This is a genomic window from Burkholderia lata (genome assembly GCF_902499335.1).
GTDB classification, from domain to species: Bacteria; Pseudomonadota; Gammaproteobacteria; order Burkholderiales; family Burkholderiaceae; genus Burkholderia; species Burkholderia lata_B.
On sequence record NZ_CABVQK010000001.1, the window covers coordinates 1 to 16,917 of the forward strand.

General features: G+C 65.5%; 11 protein-coding genes, 1 tRNA gene and 1 pseudogene. 2 read left to right on the forward strand and 11 right to left on the reverse strand.

What is annotated here, in order from left to right:
* The 10 genes and pseudogenes from BCO18175_RS00005 to BCO18175_RS00050 all read right to left on the reverse strand — a co-directional run.
* A pseudogene (locus tag BCO18175_RS00005) lies at window positions 1–425 on the reverse strand (hypothetical protein); the annotation flags it as partial.
* A gap of 197 nt (window positions 426–622) precedes the next feature.
* Window positions 623–799: a helix-turn-helix transcriptional regulator gene (locus tag BCO18175_RS00010; protein WP_254607928.1), complete on the reverse strand. Its 177-nt coding sequence runs from the start codon at window positions 797–799 to the stop codon at window positions 623–625.
* Between the two features lie 17 nt (window positions 800–816).
* On the reverse strand, window positions 817–1,071 hold the full coding sequence (locus tag BCO18175_RS00015; protein WP_205817003.1) for a response regulator transcription factor: 255 nt from the start codon (window positions 1,069–1,071) through the stop codon (window positions 817–819).
* A 472-nt stretch (window positions 1,072–1,543) separates the two neighbouring features.
* Entirely contained in the window at window positions 1,544–2,731 is a 1,188-nt protein-coding gene (locus BCO18175_RS00020; protein ID WP_174978851.1) for an adenylate/guanylate cyclase domain-containing protein, read from the reverse strand.
* 27 nt (window positions 2,732–2,758) lie between these two features.
* Entirely contained in the window at window positions 2,759–4,348 is a 1,590-nt protein-coding gene (locus BCO18175_RS00025) for a hybrid sensor histidine kinase/response regulator (RefSeq protein ID WP_174978852.1), read from the reverse strand.
* 762 nt (window positions 4,349–5,110) lie between these two features.
* Complete coding sequence (locus BCO18175_RS00030) at window positions 5,111–7,249, reverse strand: TonB-dependent receptor (protein WP_368040705.1); 2,139 nt, start codon at window positions 7,247–7,249, stop codon at window positions 5,111–5,113.
* 502 nt (window positions 7,250–7,751) lie between these two features.
* Window positions 7,752–10,877: an efflux RND transporter permease subunit gene (locus BCO18175_RS00035; RefSeq protein ID WP_174978854.1), complete on the reverse strand. Its 3,126-nt coding sequence runs from the start codon at window positions 10,875–10,877 to the stop codon at window positions 7,752–7,754.
* Window positions 10,874–11,932 (reverse strand): efflux RND transporter periplasmic adaptor subunit, encoded by a 1,059-nt coding sequence (locus BCO18175_RS00040; protein ID WP_174978855.1) that lies wholly within the window; start codon window positions 11,930–11,932, stop codon window positions 10,874–10,876. The genes BCO18175_RS00035 and BCO18175_RS00040 overlap by 4 nt, the downstream gene beginning before the upstream one ends.
* Before the next feature lie 146 nt (window positions 11,933–12,078).
* The gene (locus BCO18175_RS00045; protein WP_174978856.1) at window positions 12,079–13,557 is read right to left on the reverse strand and encodes an efflux transporter outer membrane subunit; all 1,479 of its coding nucleotides are present in this window, start codon (window positions 13,555–13,557) and stop codon (window positions 12,079–12,081) included.
* Window positions 13,558–13,715: 158 nt separating this feature from the next.
* Window positions 13,716–14,393, reverse strand: a complete 678-nt coding sequence (locus BCO18175_RS00050) for a response regulator transcription factor (protein ID WP_174978857.1) — start codon at window positions 14,391–14,393, stop codon at window positions 13,716–13,718.
* 136 nt (window positions 14,394–14,529) lie between these two features.
* On the opposite strand from BCO18175_RS00050, the gene BCO18175_RS00055 reads away from it, so the two are divergent.
* The gene (locus BCO18175_RS00055) at window positions 14,530–15,216 is read left to right on the forward strand and encodes a response regulator transcription factor (protein ID WP_059889777.1); all 687 of its coding nucleotides are present in this window, start codon (window positions 14,530–14,532) and stop codon (window positions 15,214–15,216) included.
* Entirely contained in the window at window positions 15,203–16,603 is a 1,401-nt protein-coding gene (locus BCO18175_RS00060; RefSeq protein ID WP_174978858.1) for a sensor histidine kinase, read from the forward strand. The genes BCO18175_RS00055 and BCO18175_RS00060 overlap by 14 nt, the downstream gene beginning before the upstream one ends.
* Window positions 16,604–16,813: 210 nt before the next feature.
* Here BCO18175_RS00060 and BCO18175_RS00065 read toward each other — a convergent pair.
* Window positions 16,814–16,909, reverse strand: a tRNA-Sec gene (locus tag BCO18175_RS00065).
* Window positions 16,910–16,917 lie beyond the last annotated feature (8 nt).

The following is a 16,917-nucleotide window of genomic DNA, read 5'->3' on the forward strand; positions in this document are numbered from 1 at the left end:
TGCGGTTGCGCGGCGAACGGCAGCAGCCCGCCGAGCCGGCCGAGCAATTCGCCGAGTACCGGCGCAGCGGTGCCGATAACCGCGCCGCCGATGCCTTGCGGCGCGAACGCCGCCTGCGGCTGGGCCGAGAACGGCAGCAGCCCGCCCAGTTGCCCGGCGACGGTGCCGACGGTGGGTGCGACCGATTTCAGGATGTCGCCGAACACGCCTTGCGGGGCGAACGCCGCTTGCGGTTGCGCGGCGAACGGCAGCAGCCCGCCGAGCCGGCCGAGCAATTCGCCGAGTACCGGCGCAGCGGTGCCGATGACCGCGCCGCCAATGCCCTGCGGCGCGAACTCCCCTTGCGCAACCGTCGTCGCGTAAGCCGGAACGTGTCCCGAAACAGCGAGCGGTACCCCCGGCAATGCATGGTGTACATGAGTCATTTTCGAGTCCTTGATGAAGAGGAAACTGTCGGCACACGAGCCGCAGGCCTGCGTCGCGTGCGCCGTCGACATGCCGGCCGGCGACGCCTCCATCGGCCCGCTACGCATGGGTCAACGGAAACATCGGACGAATCGGCAAGTCGATTCTGCAAGTCGGGTCCCGCCGGTTCCATACGGCAAATGCGGTATGCGTGTCGCTATGACGAGCCGGGGTTTGCAACGGGAAATGGGTCGGTGAGCCAGCCTGACAACACGGCCGTATGGAGGAGCGCGCAGATGTTGGGCGAGGCCGTCTTGCGGAGAAGATGCGTGCGATGCTTGCGGGCGGTCTGGTCGCTGATGCCGAGCACACGGGCGACCTGCTTGTCGCTCATGCCGGCCGCGAGCAGGTTCAGGATCTCGCGTTCGCGCGACGAGAACGGGTCAGGACGACGCTGGATACCGTTTTTTTGAGCACGTCAGGAAAAAGAATGAAATAGCGCATCGTCAGTTGCGCTGATTTCCTGAAGCCGAATTTATCGAGGAGATTTTCGCGATGCTTACGCGCGGTATATACGGAAACGGCCAGTTCGACCGCGATTTCACGGTCGGTCAGGCCTTGCGCGATCAAGCCCAACACGACTGTCTCGCGTGCAGTGAGTTTCAAAATGGATCCCCGTCGACAATTGAAAGGGCATCCCCTCTTTTGTCACGGGAGTAGCGGTCTCCTTCGAATATTCACGACAACCTCACTGGCGACCGGACATCTCTCCTGGTGCACGCGACATGCCAAGGCGGATGCGCTTGAGACTGCTTCGTCATTTCCGGGTCGCCCGTTATAAAACGACTTTTTTCTGATTATTCTCGGCTGCGAGATGGTCGGGGCAGCCGTGTGCCGGCTATTTGAATTCAGGGCGATCGGGACGATGCATCATACGCCCGCCGCTCGATTTCGCATGATGATTGATATCACTGATTGAATCGGTCGACCGGGCATGCATCGAAATTCGATTTCATTAGTGAATTCATATTTTTGTTTATAATTTTTAAAATTAAAAACAAAAGTGAAACTTTCGTTCTCAAATTCGAGATGAGGCAATCGGCCATACGGGTTCAAATCCCGGATCGAATGCTCAGCCTCAAATTGGCGACAAGCCGGCTCTGCCGACCAGGAACCACGTGCGGAATTCGCCCATGCCTTTCGCCGCGATCAAGCCACGCTCCTCGAAGACGAACGATTCACCCAGCATGGCTCGCGTCGCCTCCGTCAACTGCACGCGCCCGGCGACGCCCTGCGATTCCATCCTGCTCGCGAGATTGACGGCTGCTCCCCACAGGTCGTAGATGAACTTGCGCTTGCCGATCACGCCGGCCACGACCTCGCCGCTGTTGATGCCGATTCGCAATTTCAGGTTGCAGCGTCTGACCGCGTTGAACCGGGCCAGCGCATCGATCATGTCGAGCGCCATGTGCGCGGCCCGCGTCGCGTGATCCGCAGCGGGAACGGGCAGCCCCGCGGCCGCCATGTACGCGTCGCCAATCGTCTTGATCTTCTCGAGGCCGCGGTGGTCGGCAATGGTGTCGAAGCCGGTGAAGATCTCGTTGAGCATTTCGACCAGCTGCTCGGGACGCATGCCGGCCGAGAAGCCGGTGAAGTCCACGATATCCGCGAACAATACCGACACGTCGGCGAAGCGGTCCGCGATCACTTCCGGAAAGCTCCCGGTGATATCGTCGAGATGCACCTTCAGCCGCTCGGCAATCGGATAGGGCAGCATATTGAGCAGCAGCCGCTCCGACACCTTCTGCTCGGCCACGACCTTCGCATACAGGCTCTGCAACTCGCCACTCTGGCGGCGAATCAGCGCATGGCTCGCCTCCACCTCCCGCACCTTCTGCTCGAGCGCGTCACCGCGCTTGCGCAACTCCCCGTGTAGCAACCGTACTTCCAGCATGTTGCGAACCCGCATCAGCACTTCCGCCAGATCGAATGGCTTGCTGATGAAGTCCTTCGCGCCGACCTGCAACGCGCGCAGCTTGTGGGCCGGCTGGGCGGTGATCACGATGACCGGGAGATAGCTGTCCGCCTCGAGCGACTTCAGGCTTTCCATCACCTGGAAACCGTCAGTGCCGGGCATCTGCAGATCCAGCAGGATCAGATCGTAGTGGTGCCGGCGATGCAGTTCGTGGACGGCGGAGGCATCCGCTGTCGATTCGACGCGTGCATACCCGGCCCGGCGCAGGATCTGCTCGAGCAGCAGGATATTGGCCTCCAGATCATCGACGACCAGGATCCGGGCATCGAGAATCGCTGACGAATCGATCATGGTTCCAGCCCTGCCGGCCTGTCCACGCTATTTCCGCGCCGTCACCGGCGCAATGGCTTCCACAAGTGCGCGCATGAAGGGGGCGATCTTGATCGGCTTGATCAGATAGCGGAAGAAACCCGCCTCCAGGCCTTGCTCGACGTCATGCGGCATCGCATTCGAACTGAGCGCGATGACGGGAATGTCCGCCGTCTCGGGATACTTGCGCAACAGGTCGAGTGCTTCGATCCCGCTGATGTCGGGCAGGTTGATGTCCATCACGATCACCCGCGGCTGCACGCTGCGCGCCAGTTCCACACCGAGCCGGCCAGTCGGGGCACCGAGCATGCGCAGGTCCGCGCGCCGCGCAATCAGTTGCTCGACGAGCTTCAGGTTGGCCGGATTGTCCTCGACATAGAGCACGGTATGCACGGACGCCCCGGCTGCATCGTTGCCGGTTGCGCCCGAGGCCGGCGTGTCGGGCTGTGCGGCGAGTGTCGCCGCCATGTCTGGCGCAGGCGCCGAATCCAGTTCGATCCAGAAGACACTCCCCTTGCCGGGTGTACTGTCGACACCGATGCCGCCACCCATCAACTCCATCAGCCGCTTTGCGACCACCAGGCCGATGCCCGTACCCTCTTCTGCGCCGGCTTCCTGTCCCAGGCGGTTGAACGGCTGGAAGAGCCCACCCACCTGCTCCGGAGACAGGCCCGGGCCCGTGTCGCTGACACTCACGCGAACCCGACCCGGCACGGGCACGCTGCAGGTAACGTCGACCGCGCCCGACGGGCAGTTGTACTTGACCGCGTTCGACAGCAGATTGATCAGGACCTGCTTGACGCGCGTGCGGTCGGCACGGACATGACATGACGTCCCGACCTGCGGAAAGGTCATCCTGATACCCCGTTGCAGCGCCTGCGTCACGATCATCGAATCGCACTCTCGCAGCACGTCGTCCAGCGATACGGATTCGGGCGAGATTGCCACTTGCCCGGCGTCGATCTTCGCGAGATCGAGCACGTCGTTGATCAGTTCGAGCAGATGCCATCCTGCCCGCAGAATCTGGTCGATGCTCGCCTGTTGCGACGAGGTCGGCGGTGGAGAATCGGTCGCCATCAGTTGGGCGAACCCGAGAATCGCATTGAGCGGGCTGCGCAACTCGTGGCTCATGCTGGACAGGAAGTCCGATTTCGCACGGTTGGCTCGCTCGGCCGCGGCCAGGGCTTGCTTGCGATCATCGATGTCGGTGACGGTTCCCACCCACTTCACGATATTGCCGTTCGCATCCTTCAACGGCGATGCACGTTCCAGGTGCCATCGATAAGTGCAATCGGACATTCGCCATATGCGCACTTCGATTTCATATTCAGTACCGCTTTCAATCGCGCGCTCCCAGTGCGCGACTTCGGATTGCACGTCATCCGGATGTATCGTCGACATCCAGTTCCACCCCTCCACTTGAGCAAACCCCAGCTCCGTATACTTCTCGATCCGCCGGTTGACGTAGTCGACCGAGCCATCGGGCCCGGCCGTCCATACGATATGGGGTATCGCATCTGCAAACGACCTGAAACGCCGCTCGACGTCAGCTTCGATTTCCGGACAAGAGCGATTCGTCGATACGAGCGGTTGTTTCATGATGCAACCCCAAATCAAACACCGCGGCAACCGTGACGAAGCCACTGAACCCCGTGGGGACGGGTCCGGGCGCTTCCGGGATCAGAAGCGATCCGTCTGACGACATTCGATAGCGAGTCCACCCGGGCGCATTGTCACGACGTTGCCCTTATCGTCTCGCGAGCATTAACAATGCGCCTAGTGCGAGGCAGTGTGCAAGGGTGCGCGGATCATCGCTGCCGTTGCTTCACGAAGCGTCACGTTGGTATCCGGCGATATGGCGAGCAACTGTCGTCCAGCTATGTCGCCTTCCCCTCCCACAAACCCACATCGCTACCCATGGACAACCTTGAGATCAAGGATATAAAGGGCGTTGCAGAAGCTATCGGAATACTCGGTAAACCTTGAGTGGTGGAAGGCCGCAGACGCCAACTGCCGCGTGCACAGGCGCACTCGGCAAGACTCCCTCGATCGCAGATGGCTTCCTATCCGCGACGCTACCCAGATTTGCCCCGGCAGCAATCCAATATCGACGCCAATGCAATACTGGCAAGGGTCTCCGAGCATATTCCCGACAAGATTTCCCATGGCCCCTGCTACCCTCGGGAGTCTCCCCACAAGCCGCCACGGCTTTGCGAACGGTGCTGGCGCGTGAGAGCTCACGGCCGCAGACGACCCGAGCGGTAAGCAAAAGGCCGCTACGGAGATGATGCAATTGCGTTAGCCATGTTCGGTAGCCTCCACACTTGAAGGCTAGCGCTCACGCGTGCTATATCGAGTGCGTCAAAAATCGGCCGACGCGGACAAATAGAGCGTACGCGGCGCGCCAAGCGAGATCGTGCCGTACGACGCGACGCCCGACCAGTACTTGCGATCGAACACATTGGCGATACCGGCCCGAAACACGGTTTGCTTGCCGTACAGCCGGGTGCGATAGCGTGCGCCAAGATCGACGGTGGTCCACGACGCCACGGACTGCGTGTTCGCCTGGTTCACGTATTCGCGGCCGGTGTAGTTGACGCCGCCTGTCAGCGTGAATCCCGTCGCACGCGGCACATCCCACTCGAGGCCGACATTTGCCATCACGTTCGGTACGCCGACCGGACGATTGCCTTGTGTCGCCGCGCTATTCGTCTTCGTCAGCGTCGCGTCGAGCAGCGTGATGCCGGCCAGTGCGCGCACGCCGCGCATTGGCTCGCCGGACACGGACAGTTCAAGCCCCTGGTTGCGCTGTTCGCTGTCGACCGTGTACACGGTACCGAACAGCTGGCCGCTCGGCTTGGTGATCCGGAACGCGGCCAGCGTAGCGGCCACGCTGCCTGAATCGATCTTCACACCGACTTCCTGCTGCTTCGTCTTGTACGGCGCAAAGACCTGTCCTGCGTTTGACGCGACGGACGGCGCGACGTCACCTTTGCTCAACCCTTCGATGTAGTTTGCGTAAAACGACACGCCGCGCCACGGTTTCACGACGAGCCCGACGAGTGGCGTCACGGCACTGTCGTTGTACGACGCGGACTTCGCACCGGTCGTCGCGTTGAAGTTGTTCGACTTCACGTATTGCTGCCGCACACCCAGCGTGAGCTGCACGCGCTCGTCGAATGCGCCGATCGTGTCGGCCACCGCGACGCCATACAGTGTCGAATCCGACACCTTCGGCACCGCCGCCGGCGAAGCGATATCCTGCGGGGGACTCACAACCGGAGCATAGAGGTTCGACCGTACCGTCGCGCCGCTGACGCTCGCGCTCGCGATCCGGTCGCGATAGACGTTCGCTTGCAGGACGACCGCATGACTAAGCGCGCCAGTATTGAAGCGCGCGCGCACACCGGTATCCGCGCTCGACCGGTTGACCTGGAACTTCCAGTTCTGCACGACGGCGGACGTATCGCCCTGTGCGTTCAGGATCGTCGGCGTCTGGTCGGACAGCCGCGACACGTCGGATTTAGCGGCACCGAGGTCGGCGAATGCAGTCACGCGATCGTTGATGTCGTACTCGGCATGCAGCAGCACCGACGTGTCGTTCGACTTGTACCAGGCCCAAGGTTGGGTGACGTTGCGACGCCCTTCCGACGCGGCCGGCACCGGGATGCCCGACGCGACGACGAACGGCCGCGTCGGCGAGTCGATCCACTGATACTGCTCGATCACGTCGAGCGACGCGCGCAAGCGCTCGCCCTGGTAGTCGAGCGACAGCGCGCCAACCTCCGCACGCGAACGCTGGTTGTCGAGCGGCGTCGGCCCTTGGCGGTGCAGGCCGTTGAAGCGCACGCCGAACTGCCGGTCGCTGCCGAAGCGGCGGCTCACGTCGATCGCGCCACCGACCTGCGCGTCGGACGTATAGTCGGCGGTCAAGCGGGTAAGATCCCGGCCGAGCGGCCGCTTCGGCACGACATTGACGACACCGCCGACACCGCCGTTCGGCGACATGCCGTATAGCAGCGCGGCCGGGCCCTTCAACACCTCGACGCGCTCGATGTATTCCTTGAACAGGTGATAGTTCGGCGACACGCCATAGACGCCGTCGAACGCGACTTCGCTCACGTTGCCTTCATTGATCGGAAAGCCACGAATGAAGAACGAATCGGTCACGCCGCCGGCCTGGCCGGTGAAGCGCGTCGACGCATCGCGGTTCAGCACGTCGGCGAGGGTCGCGGCCTGCACGTCGGCGATGTGTTGCGCCGTATAGCTCGATACGCTGAACGGCAGGTCGGTGTTACGCCTGTCGCCGAGCAGCCCGGCCCGCGCGCCGCGCGTCACCTGGCCGCCCGCGTATGCGGCGGTCGGATCGAGCGATGACGCGCGCACGTCGAGCGCCGGCAGCACCGTCGCGTCGGTGCCGGACGCGCCTGACGGGAAGCCGGCCGACGTCTGCGCATGGGCCTGGCCGGCGCACGTCGATGCGACCGTCATCGCGAACATCGAATGGACTGCGAAATAAATTGACCGGCGAAAACCGGACGCTGGGCCGGACGACCTCAACACCCGGCCGGATTCGACTTGTTGCCGTAACGACATGACCTCCCCCACCTGCTCTCCGAGCGCTGTGCGGGCGCACAGCATGTGTCTTGAAATTGTTCGGAAAGATACATGTAACGATAATGATTCGCAACATTATTCGCATTTTCGAACTTCGAAATCTCCTGCCCGGATCTCGTGAGACTCCGCGGCGCCTTGTCGAAGTGAACAGATCCGGGGCCCGGTGGAGTCCCGGTCCGCCTCCACGGCACATCACGCGGGTCCTGAACACCAGCGGTGGGTATAACTGGCGATCAGCGCGACGCCTGTGGCGGGCAGACGGCTCATGTTGTCGCCGTTGCGCATGAGCCGGTTGTACATCGGCCCATCCCCGCGCAAAAACGGACCATGCAGCGTCGCGGGAAAAAATCCGAGGATCAATCTGAACCGCGGCGACACTTTGCCGTCACGGCAACCGCTCCGTCTCCGCCACCGGCTCGAGCAACGAATCGTCGTCTTCCGCACCGCGTTCAAAACGCCGCGCCAGCCGGTCGAAATACAGGTAGACGACGGGCGTCGTGAACAGCGTCAGCAGTTGCGACAGGATCAGCCCGCCGACGATCGCAATGCCCAGCGGCACGCGCAACTCGGCGCCCGCGCCATGCCCGATCGCGAGCGGCAGCGCGCCGAACAGCGCGGCAAGCGTCGTCATCATGATCGGCCGGAAGCGCAGCACGCAGGCCTGGCGGATCGCCGCGGCCGGCGCGAGGCCCTGCTCGCGCTCGGCCACCAGCGCGAAGTCAATCATCATGATCGCGTTCTTCTTGACGATACCGATCAGCAGGATGATGCCGATCATGCCCATGATCGACAGATCCTGCCCGAAGAGCTGCAACGCAAGCAACGCCCCGACGCCCGCTGACGGCAGCGTCGAGATGATCGTCAGCGGATGGATCGGGTTCTCGTACAGCATCCCGAGCACGAGGTACACGACGACGAGCGCGGCGAGAATCAGGTACGGCTCACTCGCGAGCGAAGCCTGGAACGCCTGCGCCGTGCCCTGGAACGTGCCCGAGAGCGTATCGGGTTTGGACGCAGCCGCCTCCGCCGCGCGAATGGCCGCGACCGCGTTGCCGAGCGATTGCCCCGGTGCGAGATTGAACGAGATCGTCACGGCCGGGAACAGCCCCTGGTGGTTGACCGAGATCGGCGACACGTTGTTCTCGATGCTCACCAGCACGTTCATCGGCACGAGTTCGCTCGTCAGCGGAGAACGCACGTACAGGTGCGCGAGCGCGTCGGTCGTCAACTGGAAGGCCGGATCGACCTCCTCCACGACGTGATACTGGTTCAGCGACGTGAAGAGCGTCGCGATCTGGCGCTGGCCGAACGCGTCGTACAGCGTGTCGTCGATCGCCTGCGCGGTAATGCCGAAGCGCGACGCGGTGTTGCGGTCGATCACGATCGTCGCGCTCGTCGCCGACGCCTGCTGGTCGGACGTCACGTCGGTCAGTTGCGGCAGCGTGGCAAAACGCTTCGTCAGGCGCTGCGCCCACTGGTTCAGCTCCTGCACGTCCGCGTCCTGCAGCGTGTACTGGTATTGCGCGGCGCTGATCCGTCCGCCGACCTGGATGTCCTGCCTGACCTGCATCGACAGCGTAATGCCCGTCACCTTCGCCAGCTTCGGCCGCAACCGCGCGAGCACCTGCGTCGCACTCGCCGTGCGCACGCCGAACGGCTTCAGGTTGATCATCACGCGCCCCTGGCTCACGGTGGGATTCGGGCCGATCCAGTAATAGGTGTTGTCGACGGCCGGATCGGCCTCGACGATGCGGCCGAGCTGCTGCATCTTCTGCGCCATCGCCTGCGGCGAGATGTCGGGCGCGGCCTGCGCGACGCCCATGATCAGCCCCGAATCCTCCTGCGGGAAGAAACCCTTCGGCATATGGACGAACAGCGCGGCCGTCAGCGCGACGGTTGCGACGGTCACCGCGAGCATCGTCTTGCGATGCGCGAGCGCCCAGTCGAGGCCGCGCTCGTAACGGCGTTCGACCGCGACGAACGCGACTTCAAGCCAGCGTTCGAGCGTGCGCAGCCGGCCGCCGTCCGAGCCCGGCGGGCGAATCAGCCAGCCGCACAGCATCGGCGTGACGGTCAGCGACACCAGCGCCGACATCACGATCGCGACGCTCACCGTCACCGCGAATTCGCGGAACAAACGGCCGACGATGCCGCCCATCATCAGGATCGGGATGAACACCGCGATCAGCGAGATCGTCATCGACACGATCGTGAAACGCACCTCGCGCGCGCCAAGCAGCGCGGCACGCATCTTCGGCACGCCCTCCTCGATGTGGCGCATCACGTTCTCGATCACGACGATCGCATCGTCGACAACGAAGCCCACCGCGATCGTGAGCCCCATCAGCGACAGGTTGTCGAGGCTGTAGTCGAGCAGATACATCACGCCGAACGTCGCGACCAGCGACAGCGGGATGGTGAGGCTCGGAATCACGGTGGCCCACACGTTGCGCAGGAACGAGAAGATCACCATCACGACGAGCGCGATCGTCAGCATCAGCGTGAACTGCACGTCGTGCACCGACGCGTCGATCGTCTGCGTGCGGTCGCCGACCACGTGCACGTGCGCGGCCGCGGGCAGCGACGCCTCGAGCTGCGGCAAGCGCGACGTGATGTTGCGGATCGTCTGGACCACGTTGTAGCCCGGCTGCTTGTGCACGTCGATGATGATCGCGCGCTCGTGCTGCAGCCAGGCGGCCTGCTGCGTGTCCTCCGCCGCCTCGACCACGGTACCGAGATCGTCGAGCCGAACCGGTGCGCCGTTCTTGTAGGCCACGACCAGATTGCGGTAGCTCGCCGCCGACGTGAGCTGGTCGGTCGCATTGAGCACGATCGAGCGGTCCGGGCCGTTGAGGTTGCCCTTCGGCGCGTTGACGGTCTGCACGCCGACGATCGAGCGCACGTCCTCCAGCGTGAGCCCGCGGGCCGCGAGCTTGTCCGGGTCGATGCGAATCCGCACCGACGGCCGCTGCTGCCCGTGGAAATCGACGAGGCCGACGCCGGGCATCTGCGAGATCTGCTGTGCGAGAAAGTTCTCCGCATAGCTGTCGAGCTGCGTGAGCGTCAGCGACGGCGAGGTCAGCGCCAGCGACAGCATCGTGAAGTCCGCCGGGTTGACCTTCTCGTAGGTCGGCGGGTTCGGCAGGTTCTTCGGCAGCGTGCCGCCGGCCGCGTTGATCGCCGTCTGCACGTCCTGCGCCGCGCTGTTGATGTCGCGCGACAAATCGAACTGGATCGCGATCGAGGTCGTGCCGAGCGAGCTCGACGACGTCATCTGCGTGATACCGGAGATGTTCGACAACTGCCGCTCGAGCGGCGTCGCGACCGAAGTCGCCATCGTGTCCGCGCTCGCGCCCGGCAGCTTCGCGACGACCTGGATGGTCGGGAAATCGACCTGCGGCAGCGGTGCGACGGGCAGCATGAAGTACGCGACGAGCCCGACGAGCAGCACCGCGAGCGCGAGGAACGACGTCGCGATGCGCCGGCGGATGAACAGTTCGAGCAGGCTCATGACGATGCGTCCAGCGTGGCAGCCGGCGCGGGTGCCGCGGCTTCATCGCGTGCGTCGACGCGCTTCGCCGCAACCGGCGTCCCCGGATTGAGGCGGCTCTGTCCTTCGAACACGACGAGATCGCCGGCAGCAACGCCGCTCACGATCTCCATCATCCCGTCGACCGCGGCACCCGTGCGCACCGCGCGCAGTTGCGCCTTGCCCGACGCATCGATCGCAAAGAGCTGCGGGCCCGCCTGCGTGTTGACGATCGCGCGGCTCGGCACCGCGAGCCGCTGGCGGTCGGTGCGCAGCAGCACCTGCGCATTGACGAGCTCGCCCGGCCACAGCTTGCGATCGGTGTTGGCAAACGCGCCCTTCAGCTTGATCTGGCCGGTGGTGCGGTCGACCTGGCTGTCGATGAAGCTCAACGTGCCTTGCGCGAGCGGCGCGCCGCCCGCGCGTGCCGTGACGGTCACGGGCAACGGCGCGCTCTGCTGGCCGGCCAGCACGTCGGGCAGCACGTCCTGCGGCACCGAGAACTGCACGTCGATCGGCTCCATCTGCGTAACGGTCGCGATGCCCGTCGCGTCGCCCGGATGCACGATCGCGCCGAGATCGGCCTCACGCGCGCCGACGCGCCCGGCGAACGGCGCCGTCAGCGTCGTAAAGCCCAGTTGCAGGCGATCGTTCTGCACGATCGCCGCATCGGCCGCGACCGTCGCCGCAAGCGCCTTGACCTGCGCGCGCGCCGTATCGACGCTCTGCGTCGTCGCCGCGCCGATGCCGACGAGCTTCGAATAGCGGTCGAAATCGAGCTTTGCGTTCTCGAGACTTGCCTGATCCTTGCCTTGAGTCGCCTCCGCCTGGTGCAACTGGGCAGTGAGCGGCCCCTGGTCGAGCTGCGCGAGCACCTGCCCGGCCTTGACGTCCTGTCCTTCCGCGAACAGCACATGCTGCAACTGGCCATCGACTCGGACCTTCACGTCGACGGCGTTGCGCGCCTGCACGGTGCCGACCGCGACGGCACGGATCGGGAAATCGGCCAGCACCGGATGGCCGGCGACGACGGGCACGGCCGGCACGGCGGCATGTGCCGCTTGTCTCGGCCACTGCCACCAGACGATGAGTGCGACTGCGGCGACAGCGCCGACGGCGAACCCGGGCGAAAGGCGGCGGCCGCGCCGCGGCGGTTGTTGCGGAGGAAGATCGGCAGCGTGATTCATGGCACGAGGGAATGGGATGAAGTGTCGAGCAACGCGGCGGGAGCAATCGCGCTGGCCACGGCCGGCGCGCGTTCCGTCACGCCGAAGCCGCCGCCGAACGCACGGAACAATCCGACGGAGGCCTGCAGCCGCGCCAGGCGCGTCTGCACGAGCGCGTCGTCGGACTGGTAGCGCGTACGCTGCGTATCGAGCACGGTGAGGAAATCGACGGTGCCGCTGCGGTACTGCGCCTCGGCGAGCTGCGCGGCCTTGCCCGCTGCATCGGCGGCCTCCTGGTCGGCCGTCTCGACTTGCTGCTGCTGCGACGCGGCGCTCAGCATGTCCTCGACGTCCTGCAGCGCGGTGACGATCGTCTGCCGGTAGTCGGCGACGCTCTTCGCGGACGCCGCCTCGGTCGCGTGCAGTTGCCCACGCAGCGCACCACCGTCGAAGATCGGCGCGGTCAGCGCGGCGGCCACGCTCGCGAACGGGCTCGACAGGAAATGCGACAGCGCGCTGCTGCTCAGCCCGCCGTCAGCCGTCAGCACGAGGTTCGGAAAGAACGCGGCGCGCGCCGCCCCGACGTCGTAGTTGGCCGCCTGCAAGCGCGCTTCGGACGCGCGAATGTCCGGGCGCGTGTCGAGCAGACTGGCCGGCAGGTTCGGGCGCGGTTGCGGCACCGCGATACCCGCGAGCGGCACCGCCGTGACGTCGAAGCCCTCGGGCACTGCGCCAACGAGGGTCGCGAGCAGATGGAGGTTCTGCCCGAGCTGCTGGCGCAGCGCCGGGATCGTCGCGTCGAAGCTCGCGAGCACGTTGCGCTGCTGCTGCACCTGCAGCTCGGTCGCGACGCCCGCCGCCTGCTGGGCCTGCAGCAACGCGAGGATACGCGCGGCATTCGCCGAGATCGACTGCGCGAGCGCCACGCGCTGCCGCAGGCTCTGCACCTGGAAATAGGTATCGACGATCGATGCGGTCAGGGTCAGCGCGACCGTGTCGCGGTCGAAGCCCGCGGCTTGCGCGAGCATGCCCGCCGCGTTCGCGTTGGCCGCGTTGCGGCCCCAGAAATCGATCTCATAGCTCGCCTCGGCGAACAGGCTCTGGCTGCGGCTCGAACTTCCCGAGCCCGACGAACCGCTGCTGCCGCTGCGGTGATGACTACGGTCGAACGTACCGTTCAGCGATAGCGACGGATAGAGCGGCGCGCCGGCCTTTTCCGCGTTGGCGCGTGCCTCGTCGACACTGGCAAGCGCCGACGCGAGCGAATAGTTGTGCTGCAGGCCGCGCTCGACAAGCGCATCGAGCGCGGTGTCGCCATACGCGCGCCACCAGCCGCTCGCCACCGGCACGGTGCCGGCGAGCGACGCCTGCGCGGCGTCGTTCCACGCGGCGGGCGCGGGTGGCGCCGGCCGCTGGTAGGCTGGCACGAACGAACAGCCTGCCAGCGCAAGCGAAGCCGCCAGCAACGTGGCGGCGGCCCGGCAACGAACCGACATGCGGGTTGCGGCGCGCCGAGGCGGCGAACCGTTCGACCGAAGCATGGAGCGACTCCCTCGCAACTATGATGCGACGAGGATAGCGACGCGTTCCTGTCCGGCCTTTCGCTCGAAGATGAACTAAATTTCATGCGCGGCGGCGTGCGCCGCGTGCCGGCTCAGTCGCCCGCGCGCACCATGTAGCCGGCGCCGACGACGGTATGAATCAGCGGCTGCGCGAAATCGCGGTCGACCTTGCCGCGCAGCCGGTGCATGTGCATGTCGATCACGTTGCCGCGCGGCTCGAACTGGTAGTCCCAGGCCGCCTCGAGCAGCATGCTGCGCGTGACGACCTGCCCCGCATGGCGCATCAGGCACTCGAGCAGCAGGTATTCGCGATGCTGCAGTTGCAGGTCGCGACCGCCTCGGCTCGCGCGGCGCGTGCGGCGGTCGAGCGACAGGTCGGCCACACGCAATTCGTCTTGCAGCCGCGAGCGGTCGGCTCGGCGTGCCAGCGCCTCGACGCGCGCCAGCAACTCCGCGAACGCGTACGGCTTGGCGAGATAGTCGTCGCAGCCGGCGCGGATCCCGGCGACGCGGTCGCCCAGGCCCGCGATCGCGGACAGCATCAGCACCGGCGTCGCGCGATCGTGCTCGCGCAGGCGCCGTACCAGCTCGATGCCGTCGAGCCCCGGCAGCTTCCGATCGGTGACGATCACGTCGTAGATGCCCTCACGCGCAAGCGCGAGGCCGAGCGCGCCGTCGCCCGCCGTATCCACGACGTGGCCACTCTCGGTCAGGCCGCGCGCGATGAACTGCGCGCCGCGCGCGTCGTCTTCGACGATCAGGATCCGCATGCTGGAACGATTTAGGTTAAATTTATTTCATGTTGGCGCGAACCGGATGTTGGACAAGCCGGCGCATACTGCCAGCGCCTAGTTTACGCTTCGCGCGCGACCGGCGAGCCGATGCACCTTCCCTGGCGGATCCCTGATGCCCACACTCCTGGTCGTCGAAGACGATCATCAGACCCTCGACGAAATCGTCTCCGCGCTCACCGACTACGGCTGGACGGTCGAATCCGCGCGAACGGGCCGCGACGGCCTCATGCTCGCGGTCGCGAAACAGTACGACGCGATCGTGCTGGACCGGATGCTCCCCGGCGGCCTCGAGGGGCTCGGCATGCTCGCGGCGATCCGCAGCGCCGGCGTGACCACGCCCGTGCTGATCCTGAGCGCGCTGTCCGCGGTCGACGAGCGCGTGCGCGGCCTGCGCGCGGGCGGCGACGACTACCTGACGAAGCCGTTCGACTTCATCGAGCTCACGGCCCGCCTCGACGCGCTGATGCGCCGGCGCGACGCGCCCGCGAGCGCCGAGCACGCCTATCAGGTCGGGCCGCTGTCGCTCAACCTGCTGACGCGCGAAGTCACCTGCGCCGGGCGGCCGGTCGCGCTGCTGCCGCGCGAATACCTGCTGCTCGAATTCCTGATGCGGCATGCCGACCAGACCGTGAGCCGCACGATGCTGTTCGAGGCCGTCTGGGGCTATCGGCTCGACGAGCGCACCAACGTGATCGACGTGCATGTCAGCCGCCTGCGCAAGAAGCTCGATCCGACCGGCGCGCTGTCGCTGATCCGGACGGTACGCGGCTCGGGATATACGCTCCGTGCAACTGACTGACCTCCATCGCACCACCAGCTTCCGGCTCGCGACGCTGTTCCTCGCGATGTTCGGCATCGTGTCGCTCGTGCTGTTCGCATATCTGTACGTCGAGATCACCGGCTTCGAGACGGAACGCATCGACGACTGGCTGGTGCGCGAACACGCTGCCACCGTGCGCGACGCCAACGCCGACCTCGCCGCGCGCTTCACGCACCAGAGCCAGTTCGATCCGCGCCAGCAGCGGCCGTTCGGCCTGTTCGACGCGCAGGGCAGGCACGTCGCGGGCGGCTATATGGGCGACCGCCCGCCGATCCCGGTTTTCGACAAGCCTTTTTCGATGCGACTGACCGTGAGCGGGGAGCGCCGCGTTCCGGGCCGCTGCATCGCCGCGCAGTTGCCGGACGGCCGCACCGCGCTCCAATGCCAGAACACGCGCGAGCTCGATCACTTCGACGAGGAACTGCTGCACGTACTCGCGACGGCCGGGCTGCTGATGCTGCTGACGGGGCTCGTCGGCGCCGCGTTCGTCGGCGTCGGCGCGGTGCGGCGGCTCGACGCCGTCACGCGCTCGATCGAGGAGATCGTGTCCGGCAACCTGAGCCTGCGGCTGCCGGTCCATACGAAACACGACGACATGGGGCGGCTCGTGCATGTCGTCAACGGCATGCTGGACGAGATCGAGCGGCTGATGCACGAGGTCAAGGGCGTGTGCGACGCAATCGCGCACGACCTGCGTACGCCGCTCACGCGCCTGCTCGCGGGGCTCGAACGCGCGCAGCGCCGCGCGCGCAGCGAGGCCGATTATCGCGCCGCAATCGACGACACGATCGCCGAGGCCGGCAGCATCCTGCACACGTTCAATGCCCTGTTGCGCATCTCCGAGATCGAATCGCACGCGCGCCAGCAGAATTTTTCCATCGTGGATCTCGCCACCGTCACCGATGACGTCGTCGAGTACTACGAACCAACCGCCGAGAACAAGCACATTACGCTCGACTATCGGCGCGTGCCGGATGTTTCGTTCGAATTGCGGGGCGACCGCAACCTGCTGTTCGAGGCATTGGCCAATCTCGTCGACAACGCGATCAAGTTCGCGCCGGACGGCGGCCACGTGTCGATCCAGCCGTTTCGCGATTCGGCGGGGGTTGGTATCACGATCGCAGACAACGGCCCGGGCATCGCGCCGGACGAGCGGCAGGCGGTGCTGCGGCGCTTTTATCGTGCGGAGACGAGCCGCCATACGGCCGGCAGCGGCCTCGGGCTCAGTCTCGCTGCCGCGATCGCGACGATGCACGGGATGACGCTGCGCTTCAACGACGTCGACGTCGGCTGCAGCGTCACGTTGCATGCGCCACGCGCGCGCGCGGAACGCGGTCGCGCGCCGGACAGCACGGCACCGGCGTAGCCGGACGTGCCGACGTCCTGGCCTTCCTGCATCTTTCGACGCTCAGGCGTCAGGCAGGATGTGACGCGCCGGGTTGCAGACGGGCGTCGACGACCGCCCGCGCAGGCGCCACGACATGCGGTCGCACACGAAGCGCCGCTTCGACGAACGGGTTAGTGCAGGTTTATCTGGCTGTGATGCCGTGGACGGGGTTGCCGCGTTCACGGCGACTGGCGGAAGGCAGCCAGAGTCGAACTGACCCGGGAGTGTCTGACACCCCCAACCGAGTTTGAAGCCCGGCCGTACCACCGGATACGAATGCCTTCCGTGGGAAA